The following is a 17,433-nucleotide window of genomic DNA, read 5'->3' on the forward strand; positions in this document are numbered from 1 at the left end:
AGGCATTCGACCATGCATTCGCAAGATCTGCTGGAACACGTTCGCTCCGTCTTCGTGCGCATGACGCGCTACCCTGACGAGCTTGTCGCTGCCGACGCCGACCTGGAGCAGGATCTGGGCATCGACTCCGTGAAGCGAGGCGAGATCCTCGCCACGCTCCGTGCGGAATTCGGCCTGGCAGAAGCGCTCAAAGCGGCGCCGGAGGAGCTGCGCACGGTGGCGCGCGTCGCTGATTTTCTGGAGCAGAAGCTCTCGCATCCCGAGGTGCAGCCGGTGACTGCCCTTGGGGCCGCGCGCTCCGAAGCCCCCATGATGGGCCCCGAGACGCCTCTGGATGCGCCCGCAACCTCTTCGTCAGGGCGAGAAGCGGCCAGTGTCCACCCTGGGACTCCCGCGTTGCCAGCGCCCAGCACCGGAGCGCCAGGGATGGTGCTCGAGGTGCTCGCGGAGGCGACACGCCATCCCATCGAGCTGCTCACCCCGGAGGCGCGCCTCGAGGAAGACCTGGGCATCGATCCTCGTCGCCGTGAGGTGATCCGCTCCCTTTTGCGACAGCGGGGTGTGCGAACGGAAGAACTCGCCGCAGCGCTGGACTCCGCGCGCACCGTGGGCGCCCTCGAACGGCTCCTGACTGGCCTCACCAGCGCCGGTGCGAGGCGAAGCGAGGAGGGGCCCAGAGATAGCCCCGCGCGCCCCAGTCACGACGTCGCTCTGACGGGGAAGACCGTGCTCGTCACGGGCTCCAGCCGCGGCCTGGGCCGCGCGATCGCGAAGGCGCTGGCGCGCGCTGGTGCCAGAGTCGTGATCAACAGCTTTCATTCGCGTGACGACGGCGAGGCCGCGACGGACGAGATCCATCGCGCCGGCGGCGAGGCCATTCACGTCTGGGGCTCGGTCGCCAATCCATCTCATGTCGACGCCATGTTTCGCGCCATCGAGCGAGACGTGGGGGAGCTGCACCATTTCATCAGCAATGCCTCGAATGGGCGATTCGGTTCGCTGGAGCAGACGACGCCAGAACACTGGGAGCTGGCGTTTCGCACCAACGTCATCGGTTACCACCAGTGCGCCCTTCGCGCCGCACAGCTCATGGAGCGGCAGGGGGGAGGCCGGATCGTCGCCCTCTCCTCGAACGGGGCGGGTCGCTACCTCGAACACTTCGGCGCCATGGGAGCCGTGAAGGCTGCCGTCGAGACGCTCACGCGCGCTCTCGCCGTGGAGCTCGCCCCGCGGAACGTACAGGTCAACACGGTGTCGGCGGGACCCATCTATGGCCACGTCACGAGCCATTACCCGGATCACGAGCGGCTCCTTCCCTACTGGGAGTCGCGCACCCCTGGAGGGCGACTTTGCAGCGAGGCGGACATCGCCGCTGCGGTGCTTCTCCTGCTGGCAGACGGAGCCCGGATGATCAACGGCGCCACCATCACGGTGGATGCCGGAGGCTCGCTGTGCATCTGACCTGGGTCGGAAGACCCGCGGTCGTATTCACCCGTGAGGAGGCGTCATGACGGAGATGCGTGAGGAAAAACGACCCCCGGGCCCTGGCCCTCTCACCAGCCTGCGCTACCTGGCGAATTTCCGTACGGGTAACATGCGTCATTACGAGGCGCTGTTCGCGCGGTATGGCGACGTCGTCCGCCTGCGGGCACCCGGGGCCGAGGACTTCGTGCTCGCATTCCACCCGCGCGACATCGGCCACATCCTCCGGACGAGCAGCCGCAATTACCCGAAGGGAAAGCGCTACCACGAGCTGGTGCCCGTGCTCGGCTGGGGGCTCGTCAACAGCGAGGGAGACCTGTGGCGGCGCCAGCGGCGGCTGGTGCAGCCACAGTTCAATCACGCGGGCACCCTCGGGTTCGTACCACTCATCATTGCGCATACCGAGGCGCTGCTCCGGCGCTGGGACGCTCGACCGGACGAATTCGAGCGCGACATCAACGACGACATGATGGACGTGACCTTCGGCATCGCAGGTGAGGCTTTCTTCGGAGCAGCCCTCCACGCCCACACCGACACGGTGCGCACCGCCTTCAAGTTCGCGCTGTCGATGGCGCTCAAGCGGATGTATTCGCTCGTCAACCTACCGCTCTCCTGGCCGCTCCCCAGTCACGCGCGGTTCCACCACGCCATGGGCCAGGTGCATGCGGTCATCGACGAGATCATCGATGGGTATCAGGCCGGTGATGGCAGCCCCGACAACGTGCTGGTCCGGCTCATGAAAGCGGTGGATCCGGAGACCGGCGAGGCGATGGATCGGGCTCAGTTGCGTGACGAGATCAAGACGATCCTCATGGTGGGGCACGAGACGTCGAGCGTGACCGCCACCTGGGCGCTCTACCTGCTGAGCCAGCACCGGGAAGCCTGCGAGCGGCTCACGGAGGAGATCGATCGGGTCCTCTCGGGTCGTACGCCGACGGTCGAAGACCTCGACGCCATGCCGTACCTCGGCATGGTCTTCAACGAGTGCCTGCGGCTGATGCCTTCTGTGCCTTTCATCCTGCGCAGCCCGCTCGAAGACGATGTCGTCGGTGGGTATCGGGTCGAGGCTGGCTCGACGGTGGCCATCGTCCCGTGGGTCACCCACCGACACCCAGCGTTCTGGAACGCACCGGAGAAGTTCATGCCGGAGCGATTCGCCGAGTCGCGGAAGAGCGCCGAGGAGAAGCTCGCCTTCATTCCCTTCGGCGCTGGGCAGCGGATCTGCCTCGGAGAGTTCATGGGTCAGCTCGAAGGAAAGATCATGGTGACCATGCTGTTGCAGCGTTATCGATTCCAGCTGATCCCCGGCTTCGACCCCAGATGCCGAGGCTTCATCTCCCTGCAACCGCTGAACGGGATGCGTATGATCTGCCGTCGCCGGGAGCAGACGAGAAGCGCGAGCGTCAGGCGCGGTGGTGACGGTGTGCGCGAGAGCGTGGCTCGACCGTCACGAGCTTGCCCCTTCAGCGCTGGCTCCTGAGCTGCGCCGAGCACCTCCAAGAGGGAGACGAGCGCAGATTCGAGGCCCCTCCTCGCTGCGCTCACGATGGTTCGGCCATGTCGCTGGGCGTGCTGCTCGCATTGACCGAAACCCGAACGGCGCACGGAATCTTCTTGACCTCGACCAGCCCCCTGGTCTTCCCTGCGCGAACGCGCCCGGGCACGATCGAAATGGCACTCCCTCTGCGTTCGACACATCGCAGAGCCCCCGAGAGAGCTGGACCGAGGTCTGTCGCTCGGGTGCGGGAGAAGCCAGTCACCTCTCGGGTCGAGTGAGGGAACCTGATGCTACCGGGACTCGCAGACAAGGTCGCCATCGTCACGGGCCACTCCAGCGGCATCGGTGCGGCAATTGCATCGCTCTTGGGAGAGCAGGGGTGCCGTGTTCACGGGTTCGACTTGCCAGACGTCGACCTGCGCGACCTGGGCTCCATCGGGGCCCATGTGGAGCGGGTGGTCGAGCGTGAAGGGCGAGTCGACATCCTCGTCAACAATGCCGGGGTCACCCACCTCGGAAACCTCGTCGATACGTCGCTCGACGATATCGACGCCGTGCTCACGGTGAACCTCAAGGCGCCCTTTCTCCTGATGAAGCACGTGATCCCCCACATGGTGCGCCAGGGCAAAGGGGCGATCGTCAACAATGCCAGCGATCAAGCGTTCATCGGAAAGCGCGACAGCTCGATCTATGGCGCCTCGAAGGCGGCGCTGGCGCAGCTCACGATGAGCGCCGCGCTCGACTGGGGCTCGCAGGGCATTCGCGTCAACTGCGTCGCGCCTGGGAGCACGGACACCCCGATGCTCCGCCGGGTCATCGCGGAGCTTTCCGCGCGAAGGCAACAGGCGACGGATGACGATTACAAGAGCGCCGTCCCGCTGGGGCGATTCGCCGACCCGCGGGAAATTGCCTGGGCGGTCGCGTTCCTCGCGTCGGACGCTGCCTCGTTCATGACGGGCGTGGTCCTTCCGGTGGACGGGGGAGGGGTGGCCCAATGAGCGAGCGGGTCGTCCTCGTGACCGGCGGCTCGCGCGGCATTGGCGAGGCCTTGATCGAGCGCTTCCACCAAGGAGGGTTCCTCGTCGCGGCGTTCGCCCGCACGCCGATCACCTCCGCGTCCGCAGCCCTGACGCGGACGTGTGACGTCAGCGACGCCGCACAGGTCAAGGCAGGGATCGGCGCCGTCCTCGAGCGGTTCGGTCGCCTCGACGTGGTGGTCAACAACGCGGGGCTGGCGGGCGTGAACTCGCTGGATCCCGACGACGACGACTCCTTCTGGAGGCGAGTCATCGCGGTCAACCTGGATGGGACGTACCTCGTATCCAAACACGCGCTCCCGCATTTGCCCGATCGAACGGGGCGTATCATCAACATCGCCTCGGTCCTCGCGCTGAAGGGAGCTCCGGATCAGACTGCCTACACGGCCGCCAAGCACGGCGTCATTGGTTTCACCCGCGCCCTCGCGCTCCATACCGCTCCCCGGGGCATCACCGTCAACGCCATCTGCCCGGGATGGACCCGCACGGCCATGGCCGAAGGCCGCATGCGCGATCTCGGCCTCGACGAGGAGGCGCTCGCACGCAGCGTTCCTCTGGGCCGCTTCATCGAGCCCCGGGAAGTCGCAGACCTGGCCTTCACGCTGGCTGGGGACGGGGCCGCCGGCATCACGGGGCAAGCCATCTCGATCGACGGTGGGGCGCTGGCCTGACCCTGCTCTCCGTCGCCTCGCCGGCAACTACGCAGAGAGCGCGCGGCGTGCGACAGCCTCCATGGCGTCGATGAAGCGCGGCCTGTCGCACACGGCCCTGGCCCGGAGGAGGCGCTCCAGGCCTGCGCGCTGCGCGATTTGCGGCGCCTCGATGTCGAGATCGTAGAGCGTCTCGACATGCTCGGCGAGGAAGCCGATGGGCGCGACGAGGGCCGTCCGGGCGCCTGCTGCCGCGAGCGCGGCGAAGGTCTCGGCGAGATCCGGCCCGAGCCATGGCTCGGCGCTCGCTCCCTGGCTCTGAAAGGCGATAGAGGTCGTCGCTCCCCGTGCACGGAGCCGCTGCGCGACGGCGTCGGCCATGGCGCGGAATTCGATCTCGTAGCGGTCCCCGGCAGCGATGACGCGGCGGGGGAGGCTATGGGCCGAGAGGACGATGGGGATGTCGTTTCGCTCGGCCTCAAGGGCGGCAGCCAGCGCCTCATCGATGGTCTCGACGAATGCATCGAGCAATGCAGGCTCGAGGCCCCAGGCAGGGGCATAGCGGAGCGACAGCTGTGGATGGGGCGCCGCGGCTTCACGGACGGCCGCGTGATACACATCGACCGATTGTGGCGCCAGAGGGAGAGAAAGGAGCGTCCGGACGCCCTGCGCGACGAGTCCCGGCAGAACCTCGCCAGGGTACGGGTGCCAGAGCCGCCCTGCCACGACGACCGGGACACCGAGGCGGGCCTCCAGGGCGCGTGCCTGGGCCTCGGTGATGCTCATGAGGGGTGATCCGCCGATGAGCTCGAACCGATGGGCGACCTCCTGCACGAGTTCGGGCGGCGTCGGGCGACCGCGTCGAATGTTGTGGAGAAAGGCAGGGATGTCTTCGGTGAGCGAGACTGTGCCGTGGCATGAGAGAAGGACGGCGACCGACATGATTGCCGGACCCTAGCACGGGCGAACCCCTGAGCCCGAAGCGGACGCTTGGCGGCATGCTTCGAGGGGTCCGACGCCGAGCAGCCCGACGCCGAGCAGGTTCAGGCCGGACCTTCGTCGACGATCGCCTGGGACGCGGTCTCAAGCCACCGGCGGGTGGAGGCGATGCGCGCCCCGGCGAGCGGCTGGAGGGGGAGAAGCTTCCAGTAGGTCAGAAAGCCACCCCAGAGGATGATGAGCCGCGCAGCCCGGCCCTGGCCGTCCGGAGGACCCAGCCACGTCCCCAGGGGGATGACCACCTTCGTCTGGAGCAGCTCGATGCTCATGTCGCGCGTGGCGGGATCTGCGGTCGAGAGGATCATCATGGCCAGCGGGCTGGCGATGTTCTCGGAGTCGAAGAACCGCGCCACCATGTCCACGCCGAAGCGACGTCGATCTCCATGCAGCACCGCGGAGATCCCGAGCGATCGCTCCAGCGTCGCGCGGAACAGCCCCTCCTTCGAGCCGAAGTAGCGGCCGACGAGCGCCGAGTTCACCCCGGCGAGCTCGGCCACCTCGCGCACGCCCGTGTTGGCGAAGCCTCGTGTGGCGAACAGCGAGTGCGCGGCAGAAAGAATCGCGCTGCGCGTGCGGTCGGCATCGCGCTGACGTGACGTCTTCTTGGGGTCGGCGGATGTAGGCATGTACACAGCAGTTTACATGCGAAGGGTCATGGACTAAACCCAACGATGTACACGGCTGTGTACATCGCGTGCGATCCTCGGATCGAGAAGGGATGTGTACCGATGAGCTTCGACAAGGAAGGAGCAACCTTTTCCCCGGAAGCACTGAAAGAAAAGTACCGGCTCGAACGCGAGAAACGGCTCCGGCCTGATGGAAACAGGCAATACCTGGAGCTACGCGGCGTTTTTGCGGATTTCGACGAAGATCCCTATGTCGAGCCTGGTTTCTCCCGCGAGGCGATTACCGAGGAGACCGACGTGCTGATCGTCGGCGGTGGCTTCGGCGGCATGCTGGCGGCGGTCCGGTTGCGTCAAGCGGGCGTGGACAGGTTCCGCATCGTGGAAAAGGGGGGCGACTTCGGTGGCACCTGGTACTGGAATCGGTATCCCGGTGCGGCGTGCGATGTGGAGTCCTACATCTACCTGCCGTTGCTCGAAGAGACCGGCTACATGCCGACGGAGAAGTACGCCAAGGCGCCGGAGATCTTTGCCCATTGCCAGCGCATTGGCCGGCAGTTCGATCTGTACAAGGCAGCGCTGTTCCAGACCCAGGTCGAGGGAATGGCGTGGGACGAAGACGCAAACCGCTGGATCGTCACGACGAGCCGGGGCGACAGGCTTGCGGCGCGCTTCGTGATCATCGCTGGCGGCGTGCTCCACAAAGCGAAGCTGCCCGGCATCCCGGGGATCGAGACCTTCAAGGGGCACTGCTTCCACACGAGCCGGTGGGATTATGCATATACCGGGGGAAGCCCCGGGGGGCGCCTGAGCCGGCTGGCCGACAAGCGTGTGGGCATCATCGGTACGGGCGCGACGGCGGTCCAGGCGATCCCTCACCTCGGAGCGTCCGCCAAGCAGCTGTACGTCTTTCAGCGCACGCCCTCCGGCATCGGCGCGCGGAACAATCGACCGACCGACGAGGCGTGGGTGAAGACGCTCCAGCCTGGCTGGCAACGGGAGCGCATCGACAACTTCACGGCGATCGTCTCGGGTCAGACGCTGGAGGTCGACCTGGTGGGCGATGGGTGGACGTACATCTTCCAGGGCGATGAAATGAAGCGCGCCACGACGCCCGAAGAGGCCGCCGAGCTTCGCCAGCTGGTCGACTACCGCAAGATGGAGGAGATCCGCGAGCGGGTCGACCAGATCGTCGAGGACCCTGCAACAGCCGAGGCGCTCAAGCCTTATTACAATCAGCTCTGCAAGCGGCCCTGCTTCCACGACGAATACCTGGACACGTTCAACCGTCCCAACGTCCAGCTCGTCGATACCGACGGGAAAGGCGTGGAGCGCATCACGCCGACCGGGGTCGTGGTGCAGGGCAAAGAGTACGAGGTGGACTGCCTGATCTACGCCTCAGGCTTCGATGTCGGGAGCGAATACACCCATCGTCTGGGCTTCGATATCCTGGGGTGCGGCGGCAAGTCCTTGCGCGACAGCTGGGCAGACGGCGCCTCGACGTTCCACGGGATGCACAGCCGCGGCTACCCGAATCTCCTCATGATCAGCACCACGCAGAGCGGCTGGGCGATCAACCTCGTTCACGTCCTCGATGCGCTGTCGGAACACTCCGCTTACGTCATTGCGCGTTGCCTGGAGCAGGGCATCGTGAAAATCGAGCCCACGGAGGAGGCACAGCAGCAATGGTGGGAGGTGATCCTCGGCCACCTCAAGAAGCAGGCCACCTTCGGCGGCACCGAGTGCACACCTGGTTACTACAACAACGAGGGCGTCAGCGCTGGCCCGAGCGCGATTCGCCGCGCCGCCTTCGGGGGCGGCACGCTGGAGTTCATCGAGATCCTGCGAACGTGGCGCAATGATGGCAGCTTCGCGGGCCTCGACGTGACGCTTGAAGGGAAACCTTCCAGCCCATAAGTGGAGTGCGCGACGCCACCGTCTGCAGCCACGAGAGGCATGCGTGTGCCAGGCCTCTCGTGGCTGGTCGGCCTTGGTACACCTTGCGCGACCCGAGACGCGGGAGCGCCTGATTCAACCCGGAGATCCCTCATGCACCGATTTCTTTGCTCATGCCTGTTCGCCACGATGTCGCTGGGGTGCCAGTCCGAGGAGGATCCCTCCGTGGTGTACCGAAAGGAGGTGGTGGTGCCAGGCTCTCCCTTCCAGGGCGTCCACGGTCTGGCCGTCGATGACCATGGACGGCTCCTGGCCAGCAATCTGCTCGGCCAGTCGGTTCATTCCATCGATCTGAGCAGCGGCGTGGTGTCCACCCTGGTGGGGCCGCCCCTCGGCGGCGCAGACGATGTAGCGATAGGGCCTGATGGCTCCGTCTACTGGACTGGCTACTTCTCCGGGCGCCTGATGCGGCACACGCGTGATGGAGAGACGCGCATTCTCGCCGAAGACCTGCCAGGCCTGAACTCGCTGGCGTTCCGCGGCGACGGGAGGCTCTACGTGACCCAGGTCGGCCGCGGCGATGCGCTGTGGGAAGTGGATCCGGATGGAAACGAACCGCCTCGCCAGCTCCTCTCGGACTACGGCTTTCTCAATGGGTTCGAGTTCGGTCTGGATGACCGGGCCTATGGCCCGCTCATGATGGCGGGGCAGGTCGTCCGTCTGGATGTGGATGCGGGGGAGTTCGAGGTCGTGGCGGAGGGGTTCACCATGCCGACCGCCGTCAACTTCGATACGAGCCACGAGCACCTTTACGTGGTCGACGCGGCGACGGGGGAGCTCGTCCGCGTGCGGGTCGCCACCGGCGAAAAGGAGGTCGTCGCGAATCTGCCCACCGGGCTCGATAACCTGGCGATTGGCCCCGATGACCAGGTGTACGTGTCCAATATGGTTGACAATGACATCCGCGTGTTCAATCCCGCCGATGGATCCATCCGGCACGTCGTGGAGGCGCGCTTGAGTGTGCCTTCTGGACTCGCTGTCGCGCCGGACGATCCGGAAGAACACCTGTATGTGGCCGACGTGTACGCCCTTCGTCGGGTGGGAGGGCTGGATGGGACGATCACCGAGACGACCCGCGTCCTCTCCACCACGATGACCTTCCCGATGCAGGTGAGCCTGGGCGCGAGGCACGTGATCCTGAGCAGCGCTTACCTTGCCAGCGTGCAGGTACTCGACCGGGCATCCGGCGAGATCCTGCGAACGATCCCCAATGCGAACGGGGTCCAGGGGGCGCTCGAACTCGCGGATGGCACCCTGCTCGTCGCTGAGGCCTCCACGGGGAGGCTCGTCCTGGTGGATACCGCCGAGCCAGCAGGGACCACCGTGCTGACCGAGGGACTGGAGGGGCCCGTCGGGCTCGCGCCAGACACCGAGGTCGAGGAGCCTGGGGTGTACGTCACGGAGGTACGCTCGGGCCGCGTGAGCCGGGTGCGGCTGTCGGATGGAGCCCAGCACAGGGTGGTCAGCGGCCTGCAAGCGCCAGAGGGGATCGCGCGACACCCTGACGGCGGCTTGATCGTCGCCGAGGTGGGCGGCAAGCGGCTAATGCGCATCGACCCGACGTCGGGGAAATCCACGGTCATCGCGAGCGAGCTCCCCATCGGTCTGCCCGAGAGCGCAGGCATGCCGCCGGGGTATCTCCCCACGGGCGTCGCGGTCGGGGCTTCGGGCACGATCTACATGTCGTCTGACATCGAGAGCGCGCTCTATCGGTTCGTGCCAGGGAACTGACCAGGTCGCTCCTGGCCCTGTCGCCCCTCGGCGAAGACCGGTATCCAGGCAGGGCTCACTGCACCCTGCCTGGTCCTGTCAGAGCATGCCTCCCTGGGCGGCCAGCGTGTCGTCGAGCGCGACTGGGCACACCCGATGACGATCTCCCGCCGACGCCATGCCGAGCTGCTCGTGCGCGAGGTCTCGCTTCGACGAAGACCATCGTGGCTCTACCTCGACGTCGTACGCAGGGACGCGCTCGTCGCCCTCGTCGACGACGCCAGTCCCTGCCCTCGCTCGCATCCTGACGTCGGCCGAGTGCCCCTTGCGTACCGCCGTCCTGGAAGCGCTGGAAGCCGTTGGGTAAGCGTCCGACGCCGCAACCCTCTACCGAGCATGCCCTGGGCCGGACGCTTACGGAGCACCCGCCAGCATCGTCATGTCGAAGCCCTCCTGCACCCGCACGATGCACCCGTTGGCGAGCGCCAGCTTGATGACGGCTGCGGCGGCAGGCGACGGCGCCACGCCTACGCGCGCCAGATGGGCCCGCGGGGACTTGACGACTCGGACCGGGAGAAACCTCGGCGGTGTGCTCTGAAGCGCTGCTCCGGAGCACGTACGGAGCCGCGACGTCCACCAGTACAACGACTGAACCTTCAAGCCCTCCAACCCGGCAAGCGCCTTCGCGCTCAAGCCGCTCTGCTTCCAGCGCCCTACCCTCTCACTCCACTCGCGTCGCCATCTCAACCTCCAGTGCCTTCGATGGGCTCTGGAGTTACCCGTCCGCACTCGGCTGGTCACGATGGCGGTGACCTGACGGATACCGCCTTGCCACCACCCTGCAGGACACAAGGACGCCTGAAATTCATGTTGAACGCTTCTTCAACAATGCTGCTCGTAGGCTACGGATGAGAGTTTCGGACGGTGGGTCGAGGCCTTTGCTGTAATAGATTCCCGTGTCATGCAATGGATAGTTCTCCACAGCCGCTGCGAACCCCTGCCGATGTCGTTCAGGGATTCGATCAAGGTACGACAGCGGTTCCTCTCCTGCTGCCCGAACGATCAAGTAATCATATAGTTCTGCTTCTGTCAGGAGACCTTCGTCATGCGCCTTCACGAGGTGTTCAACGGTCAATACTGTGTCGAGCGGTTTCACTATTCCTCTGTCGAAATACCACAATGGCTGCGTTTGCAGCGGCAGTTGCCTGAACATGCACTCTGCCGCGATGAAAGCCTCGGCGGATGCGGTCTGGATGAGACCCACACCGTTTCGTCAGGAAGTCACGAAGCAAGAGCATTGATTTCTTCAACGCTGCTCCCGCAGAGCCACGCTCGGACGATGGAGATCGTGGTATCGATGGTTCTGGCTTGAATGATACGAACAGTGTGGTTATCGGTCCCCGCTTCGTGGCGCCAATCTTCTAGATCAATGTTGATGACCGCGTCGTCACTTCGGGGCTGCTTGGCACTTACCCAGACGTGCCGTTTCGAAACGACTCGGCTCGTGAAAGATACTTCTATCAATCCAGCGTCCGCGCGGTCGGTTTCGAGCGCTTCAGGGACGTTAGCCAAGATGCTACGCCTTATCTCTCTCACGAATGGTCGCTTTGCAGGCATGGCAATGGTGTTTGCATCAATAGGGTGACCACGGATTCATGAACTTGTCTCTGTTTGAAGGAGTATCCTCCTTACTTCCAACCTATGCCAGGCCGTTCAGACCGATATATAGCAATCGTGCGGCGGAGGCTCCGAAGCCCAACCCATTGCTGCCACGACATGAAGTGCTAGCTCTCGCACGAGTCGCCATTCCGGGGCATTCGCATGGACTCATCGGTCCAAATTTCTCATTTTGAAGACCACTCATCGCGTGAAGATGCCCATAGCCCGTCTGGAGGCGCGCGATGAACTTGCCGCGATTCGGCACCTGCGTCGGGACGATTGCGCCGCGCTCCTCGCGTTCACCACGGGCCGCACTTCGGCGTCTTCACGTGGCGCATGGACATGGTGCGAATTCTTTACTCGGCGTGGACCACTGGTGCGAGCGCTGGGCTGCGCGACCGCTGGTGCGGGCTCCCTCTCCTTCTGGTGCCCTGGGGGGAGGGGAAAGCAGTAATCTGGGTTCGATTCAGCTTTTGCCATCACTCCTCCTCTTGCTCGAAAAGTGCGAGGACCTCACGGAGCAAAGGGCGACGTTCGTCTGCCGCGACCACGAGGGTATTCCGTACTCGGCTGGTGCAAGCGTCCCAGGTCCGCTCATTCACCTCCGTCTCGATTCCGCCTATCAGGCTGAACGCCTGTCGGCTGACCTCAAAGTTTCCGTCTATTACAAAATTAACCAGCGTCGACAGGATTGAAGAGCAGTCAAATGCCCCGATGGCATACAAGAGGGTTCCTCGACTGCTATGCGTGCGCTCATCTTTGAGGAGATCCACTAGCACATCGAACGCCGGTGGATGCTTGAGGTCGCCCAGCGCCAAGGCTGCTGCGTTCCTCACCGTCACGTCGTTGGTAGTGCGAAGAAGCTCCAGCAGCAGCGGAGCGGCGCTCATTTCTTGCCGCGAAGCTAGCTCACGCGCAGCGACGACAACCTTCGGAGGATCGCCGCTTTGGAGCTGCCTGAGCAACTCAAGCGTTGAGTCGGGTTCAGCGTCCGTCATTTCGGCATCGGCCTTCCGACGTTGACCCAGTGTTCTCGGAGCGTCTTGCCCCCATCGCTCGCTGTGCTCGAGCGAGCGACCCTGAGATGACACCCGGCTCATGCTGGAGCCTGGTAGGGCGCTTGTTGGGGAAGGCTAAACCCACCCCCATCTCAGCGGTATCACGCTCGGTACCAGCCCCCCAGCTCGCCTGCCCATCCGCCGCCCAGAGCACAAAAGCAGCGCGGCGTGAAACCTTCCCGCAAACCTTGTCAGGTCACAGTCAGGTCACACGCCGCGTGCCAGATACGACGATCGCCGTATCTTCAGAGTGGAGGCGCCGGGAATCGAACCCGCTCAAATCTTTGCATCGTAGCTGCATCTCCGATACGGCGAGCGCCGTGTGTGCCGCTTTTTGCCGCGGGCTAAAAGGCATGCCGGTCGTGGGCGTTCATGCTCCTGGATAGGCCCATGTGTCCCCGAGTCAGGTCACATGGCAGGGCACGCTGGCGATCTCGGGCTTCGCGCGACTGAATTACTAAGGCGCCAGACAATCAGTACGCATCCGTGGGTGATTCTGAAGGACCCGAGCACCTGCTCAATCTTCAGACGCCGCTGCGAGTAGGAGGCCAGGAGCGAGGACTAGCGCTGTCCAAACTATCCCCCGTCAGCACGTAGAGCTTGGCTCCGAGCTTCATATCGGTACTACAGACCGTCTCAACCTCGAGTTCGACTTTGATCTCTCGAATCGACAATGGGAGAACTCTCCGGCCGCACTTCAGCGCAAGTTCGGCTCGATGAATCTCGCCTTCGACTGATGCCGCAATGATTTCGGAGCGTACTGTCTTCACAAAATCGGCAAGCGACAACCTTTCTGTAGCTTTACTCATGGTGCCCTTTCGCAGCGGACGACCGAGTAAACCCATGTCATCATTCTGACGACGTTACCAAACATCTGGCGGCGTGCAAGGGCTACTGACCCTGAGTGTATGCGTCTCGCGTACCGCGGTCGCCCAGGCAGATTGGATCGAAATCGTCCTTGCTGCAATCCATTAATGACTACGCGGGTTCACCGGTCGCTTAACCCCAGAGGTCACCTTAGTTGATCTGATACCCCGCACAAGCAATCCGGTTGCGGCGATGATACGGGGCGCCGCGGTAGCGAGCGCGAAGGGCGGTATGAAGGGCTCTCTGTGGACCTTAAGCATCACTTTGCACGGCGGCATCACCACGACTTGCCGGAAGCTGCCCTTCTCGCTCGCTGCTCGCAAGAGAGGTCGACCAGCGCGCGACGCTGACCGTGCTCACTGCAAGCTCGCGCGCCGCCGCATCCCGGCTCGCTAATTCCCTGCACAGCGCCTCCACGTAAAGCCATGGCCTCGCGCCGCAGCGCCTCCGGGCAGGGGCGCCCCCGTCCCACTCCGATCGGCCCTCGCCAGTGCCGTACGCAATTCCTCTCTGGTCCTCATCCGACGCGCCTCCTCGTGCGCGCGCATGTAAGGCCCCAGAGGGTCACCCGACCGTCACGACGGGCCAGGACGAGATCTTACAGCTGATGGGAGCCTCCACCGTCCGCTGCAGGTCGTGCAGGCGCAGACAGCAACCCTGCTGCGGCCGGCTCCAACACGAAGACGTGTAGCCGCGGCACCCCGTTGGCTACCTAACACGTCTTGACAACGCGTTCAGGGGATCATCTACTGAATGGGCAATAGTTTTGATCTGGAGGCAGTCGAGTTGAACACCGCGCAATTTCTTCTTCGATTCGAAAACGCTTCGCTTGCTGACGCAAACCGTTACGCGGACAGTCTTCGGAAGCATCTACAAGACGCTGATCCGAGCGTCGTGGTCGAACGGAGCAAAGATAACGACTCGACTCAAGATCTCGGAGCCACACTAGTGCTGCTACTAGGTACTCCGGCGGTTGTAGTCGTGGCCAACGCACTAAAGAACTGGCTAACACGCAACAATGCTTCATCCCTATATATTGAGACACCAGGAGGCCGATTGTTGGCCAAAAATTTGGAAAGCAAAGACGTCTCTGAAATCGCGCGCCTTCTAGCCGAGCGAGGGAATGTGGATGACTCTCGAAGCATCACCCGAAACGACGGTAGTGGTAATAACCGGCGCTAGCGAATGGCCGGAACATAGCAATTTCACTGCCCACAAATCGTTTAAGAACTCGGCCGCCTCGTTCTCCGAATACCTTCTAAACGAGAGTAATTTCGGCCTTCCCAAAGACAACCTTCTCGACTGCTTCGATACCCTCTTCACACCTTCGGAATTCGACAAACAGATCAGCTCCTTTATAGCGGAACGCAGAGAAGCTCTCAAAAATAGAGGTCTCTCACTCTCAGACTTGATCTTCTACTATGTCGGCCACGGTGATTTCTGCGGGTCGCTTCAGGATTATTACCTAGCACTCAGAACCACTCGCAAGGATAGTGAAAGCGTTACAGGTCTCAAAATCAGGGACCTTGCAGAAGCGCTAAACAGGGACGCAAAATTTATCAGGCGGTATATAATTCTCGACAGCTGCTTCTCAGCGGTCGCCATGAGTTCATTTCAGACTACTGCTGCGACTTTGGCGGATAGAAGCCTGGAGCAGGCGTTTCCAGCCCCTGTGAACTCTAAGAGCAATGGACCCGTCAAAGGGACTGCGCTGTTCTGCTCATCTAGTAGCCGAGAGGCATCCCTGGCACCCCCTAGCGAGCATTACACGGTATTCTCCAGTGCACTATTGGAAGTACTACGAAATGGCCATGCTGCGGGACCGGTGTTGCTTTCACTGGGTGAAGTCGCAACGCTAGTAGAAGAGAAAATTTTGAGCCGACCCACTGGCTATCCACGTCCAGAACTTCATTCTCCTGATCAAAGACAAGGCGACATCGGACTTATACCTCTATTCCCCAACGCCGCCCTCCAGATGACTGCGGCGATGCGAAGGATAGATAAGCTATCGGCCCGGGTAGCCGCGCTAGAGGACGCTCTCAAGACTTTGCAGCAGCGAAACCACTCTGCTGAGACAGACCTCACCATCCGATGTGGAGTTCCTGCTACGACCTCCAATGTCAGCAAAGGCGAACACCCACAATCGTCCGATCGAACCCATGACACCTTCGCAGTCAGAGTACTAGCTCGGAACGGTGAACTGAGCCGACTAGGCTCGGCGGACAGCATTCTTGGAACTGCGGATACAGCTCTGGACCGGAGTACTCGATCACTTAACTTTACGCATCTTAGAAGGACCTTTCCGGAACTCATACGTGCTGAATTTCTGGATTCAGGTGTATTCCCGCCGATCAAACTACTCACCAAGCCGAACATTGACAGCAAGGACAGCACCATTGAGTTTGATGTCTCTTTCGATCAGACTGACCATTCGGGATGTGTAATTACAATCTTCATCTTGGCCCCCAAAAGCAACGAGAAAGGAACCGTATCAATCTATGTTGGCGCGTTCGCAAACCCAGGCCGACATACGCCGATCACTCCACCCGCTGATGTTCTGGCCACACTTTTCGAAGGCGAATTTGATGAGCCAGCTATTCGCCTTGTCGTGAAACAGTACATTCTTTCTCTACACGTAGCGCTCACATCTGCATCGAGAACGCGTCCTATTGAAGGCGAAACCTACGCGATAGTAGAGGTTTGAGGGGAGCGGGAAGTTATGGATGAAACATGGTGGGCGGGGCTCAAGGAACTTGATGATGCTCAGAAGGACATCATCGGACTTCCTCTGGATGCGAGCGTCCTGATGACAGGGCCACCAGGCTCTGGGAAGAGCAACCTGCTACTCCTACGCGCCAAAAGGTTGACCCTGAGCGGTTGCCATGATTATCAAGTAATAGTATTCACTCGTGCATTGCAGGACTTCCTCAGGTCTGGCGTTAACCAGTATGGCGTCCCAACTGACCGAGTACAGACATCATGGGGATGGGCGCTTAAACTACTGAGAGAGTACGACGTTCAACCTAGGCTTGAGGGCGATTTTGATTCCCAGCGCCGTGCTCTGCTTCATGAAATCAAGGAACTCACCGCGCGGCGCAGGATTGCAAAACTGTTCAACACGATCCTGCTAGACGAAGCGCAGGATTATCTTCCTGAAGAGATTGAGATTTTTGGGAGTCTCGCAAAGCATCTATCCGTCGCTGCCGACTCAAGACAAAAGATCTACGGGGGAACAGAGTCGCTTCAGCTTATTCGCGGCGCTGTCGACCATGCCGTCGCACTAGAGCATCATTATAGAAATGGTATTGCCATCTGTAGAACTGCGGACGCGTTGGCGTCTGTTTACTCAGATCACCTGCCGCTTGTTGCCACATCCAACTACAATGAAACGTTGTTTCCTTCCAGCGTGAGCATACTTGAATGCAAGTCGCTCGAAGCACAGTGCACAGATGCGATCAGCCGGATACAGACTCAGCTGAGAGCGTACCCTCATGCAGTCGTTGGAGTGCTGTGTGCACTTCGCGCTGATGCTGATGCAGTTTTCGGGCACTTCAACAGCAGCCCATTGCGCGGTCAGATTTTCAAAGGAAGCGAAAAAGACACGCTATTCGGCGTCGGATCTAGGCGAGTCTACATAGGTACGATCCATAGCGCAAAGGGACTTGAGTTTAGGGCAGTCCATCTGATGGCGGCTGAGAACATCGCAAAAATGGGAAGGCATAGCCGACACTTGGCCTACGTTGCGGTCACTCGGGCACGAACCAGTCTGAACGCGTATCACACGAAGCCAATGTCATCTTTTTTGCAAGCGGCGCTCGCTGAAGGCGGCCTCCCCATCGCTATTGCACCCGTCGACGATTCCCTATTCGGAGGTACTCAGTGATCTGGGCTAGA

At 62.2% G+C, this 17,433-nt stretch carries 15 protein-coding genes; 8 read left to right on the forward strand and 7 right to left on the reverse strand.

The window, feature by feature from the left end; genetic code table 11:
- Positions 1-12 precede the first annotated feature (12 nt).
- From CMC5_RS11755 to CMC5_RS11770, 4 genes are all read left to right on the forward strand, one after another.
- Positions 13-1,461 (forward strand): SDR family oxidoreductase, encoded by a 1,449-nt coding sequence (locus CMC5_RS11755; protein WP_050430493.1) that lies wholly within the window; start codon positions 13-15, stop codon positions 1,459-1,461.
- Between the two features lie 46 nt (positions 1,462-1,507).
- Positions 1,508-2,962: a cytochrome P450 gene (locus tag CMC5_RS11760; RefSeq protein ID WP_245678406.1), complete on the forward strand. Its 1,455-nt coding sequence runs from the start codon at positions 1,508-1,510 to the stop codon at positions 2,960-2,962.
- Positions 2,963-3,267: 305 nt separating this feature from the next.
- On the forward strand, positions 3,268-3,978 hold the full coding sequence (locus CMC5_RS11765) for an SDR family NAD(P)-dependent oxidoreductase (protein ID WP_050430494.1): 711 nt from the start codon (positions 3,268-3,270) through the stop codon (positions 3,976-3,978).
- Positions 3,975-4,688 (forward strand): SDR family NAD(P)-dependent oxidoreductase, encoded by a 714-nt coding sequence (locus CMC5_RS11770; RefSeq protein ID WP_063796262.1) that lies wholly within the window; start codon positions 3,975-3,977, stop codon positions 4,686-4,688. The genes CMC5_RS11765 and CMC5_RS11770 overlap by 4 nt, the downstream gene beginning before the upstream one ends.
- A gap of 27 nt (positions 4,689-4,715) precedes the next feature.
- Here the strand turns inward: CMC5_RS11770 and hemH are convergent, their stop codons facing one another.
- Complete coding sequence (gene hemH, locus CMC5_RS11775) at positions 4,716-5,609, reverse strand: ferrochelatase (protein WP_050430495.1); 894 nt, start codon at positions 5,607-5,609, stop codon at positions 4,716-4,718.
- Positions 5,610-5,710: 101 nt separating this feature from the next.
- Entirely contained in the window at positions 5,711-6,292 is a 582-nt protein-coding gene (locus CMC5_RS11780; protein WP_082362400.1) for a TetR/AcrR family transcriptional regulator, read from the reverse strand.
- A 102-nt stretch (positions 6,293-6,394) separates the two neighbouring features.
- Between CMC5_RS11780 and CMC5_RS11785 the strand changes: the two genes are divergently transcribed.
- Both CMC5_RS11785 and CMC5_RS11790 read left to right on the forward strand, forming a co-directional pair.
- Positions 6,395-8,206, forward strand: coding sequence for a flavin-containing monooxygenase (locus tag CMC5_RS11785; RefSeq protein WP_050435855.1), 1,812 nt, complete (start codon positions 6,395-6,397; stop codon positions 8,204-8,206).
- A gap of 204 nt (positions 8,207-8,410) precedes the next feature.
- Complete coding sequence (locus CMC5_RS11790) at positions 8,411-9,976, forward strand: SMP-30/gluconolactonase/LRE family protein (protein WP_245678407.1); 1,566 nt, start codon at positions 8,411-8,413, stop codon at positions 9,974-9,976.
- A 78-nt stretch (positions 9,977-10,054) separates the two neighbouring features.
- Here CMC5_RS11790 and CMC5_RS11795 read toward each other — a convergent pair whose 3' ends face one another.
- The 5 genes from CMC5_RS11795 to CMC5_RS46885 form a co-directional block, all read right to left on the reverse strand.
- The gene (locus CMC5_RS11795; RefSeq protein WP_050430496.1) at positions 10,055-10,258 is read right to left on the reverse strand and encodes a hypothetical protein; all 204 of its coding nucleotides are present in this window, start codon (positions 10,256-10,258) and stop codon (positions 10,055-10,057) included.
- A gap of 111 nt (positions 10,259-10,369) precedes the next feature.
- Positions 10,370-10,756, reverse strand: coding sequence for an IS66 family insertion sequence element accessory protein TnpA (gene tnpA, locus CMC5_RS49120; RefSeq protein WP_425394828.1), 387 nt, complete (start codon positions 10,754-10,756; stop codon positions 10,370-10,372).
- A gap of 64 nt (positions 10,757-10,820) precedes the next feature.
- Positions 10,821-11,219: a hypothetical protein gene (locus CMC5_RS44305; protein WP_156338481.1), complete on the reverse strand. Its 399-nt coding sequence runs from the start codon at positions 11,217-11,219 to the stop codon at positions 10,821-10,823.
- Positions 11,220-12,093: 874 nt separating this feature from the next.
- On the reverse strand, positions 12,094-12,612 hold the full coding sequence (locus tag CMC5_RS11800; RefSeq protein ID WP_050430497.1) for a HEAT repeat domain-containing protein: 519 nt from the start codon (positions 12,610-12,612) through the stop codon (positions 12,094-12,096).
- A gap of 584 nt (positions 12,613-13,196) precedes the next feature.
- A complete protein-coding gene (locus CMC5_RS46885; RefSeq protein WP_156338482.1) occupies positions 13,197-13,517 on the reverse strand; it encodes a trypco2 family protein in 321 nt (106 codons plus the stop codon).
- A 1,151-nt stretch (positions 13,518-14,668) separates the two neighbouring features.
- Here CMC5_RS46885 and CMC5_RS44315 point away from each other — a divergent pair.
- Together CMC5_RS44315 and CMC5_RS42375 are read left to right on the forward strand one after the other, a co-directional pair.
- Positions 14,669-16,243, forward strand: coding sequence for a caspase family protein (locus CMC5_RS44315; protein ID WP_169796517.1), 1,575 nt, complete (start codon positions 14,669-14,671; stop codon positions 16,241-16,243).
- Between the two features lie 15 nt (positions 16,244-16,258).
- Positions 16,259-17,422 (forward strand): ATP-binding domain-containing protein, encoded by a 1,164-nt coding sequence (locus tag CMC5_RS42375; protein ID WP_082362404.1) that lies wholly within the window; start codon positions 16,259-16,261, stop codon positions 17,420-17,422.
- The last annotated feature ends 11 nt before the right edge of the window (positions 17,423-17,433 follow it).

The sequence above is a fragment of the Chondromyces crocatus genome (assembly GCF_001189295.1).
GTDB lineage: Bacteria > Myxococcota_A > Polyangia > Polyangiales > Polyangiaceae > Chondromyces > Chondromyces crocatus.

What these genes read in the sequence shown, in the direction of transcription:
- CMC5_RS11755 (WP_050430493.1), top strand. Translation starts at nt 13, where the DNA reads ATGCATTCGCAAGATCTGCTGGAACACGTTCGCTCCGTCTTCGTGCGC.
- CMC5_RS11760 (WP_245678406.1), top strand. Translation starts at nt 1,508, where the DNA reads ATGACGGAGATGCGTGAGGAAAAACGACCCCCGGGCCCTGGCCCTCTC.
- CMC5_RS11765 (WP_050430494.1), top strand. Translation starts at nt 3,268, where the DNA reads ATGCTACCGGGACTCGCAGACAAGGTCGCCATCGTCACGGGCCACTCC.
- CMC5_RS11770 (WP_063796262.1), top strand. Translation starts at nt 3,975, where the DNA reads ATGAGCGAGCGGGTCGTCCTCGTGACCGGCGGCTCGCGCGGCATTGGC.
- hemH (WP_050430495.1), bottom strand. Translation starts at nt 5,609, where the DNA reads ATGTCGGTCGCCGTCCTTCTCTCATGCCACGGCACAGTCTCGCTCACC.
- CMC5_RS11780 (WP_082362400.1), bottom strand. Translation starts at nt 6,292, where the DNA reads ATGCCTACATCCGCCGACCCCAAGAAGACGTCACGTCAGCGCGATGCC.
- CMC5_RS11785 (WP_050435855.1), top strand. Translation starts at nt 6,395, where the DNA reads ATGAGCTTCGACAAGGAAGGAGCAACCTTTTCCCCGGAAGCACTGAAA.
- CMC5_RS11795 (WP_050430496.1), bottom strand. Translation starts at nt 10,258, where the DNA reads ATGCGAGCGAGGGCAGGGACTGGCGTCGTCGACGAGGGCGACGAGCGC.
- CMC5_RS11800 (WP_050430497.1), bottom strand. Translation starts at nt 12,612, where the DNA reads ATGACGGACGCTGAACCCGACTCAACGCTTGAGTTGCTCAGGCAGCTC.
- CMC5_RS46885 (WP_156338482.1), bottom strand. Translation starts at nt 13,517, where the DNA reads ATGGGTTTACTCGGTCGTCCGCTGCGAAAGGGCACCATGAGTAAAGCT.
- CMC5_RS44315 (WP_169796517.1), top strand. Translation starts at nt 14,669, where the DNA reads ATGACTCTCGAAGCATCACCCGAAACGACGGTAGTGGTAATAACCGGC.
- CMC5_RS42375 (WP_082362404.1), top strand. Translation starts at nt 16,259, where the DNA reads ATGGATGAAACATGGTGGGCGGGGCTCAAGGAACTTGATGATGCTCAG.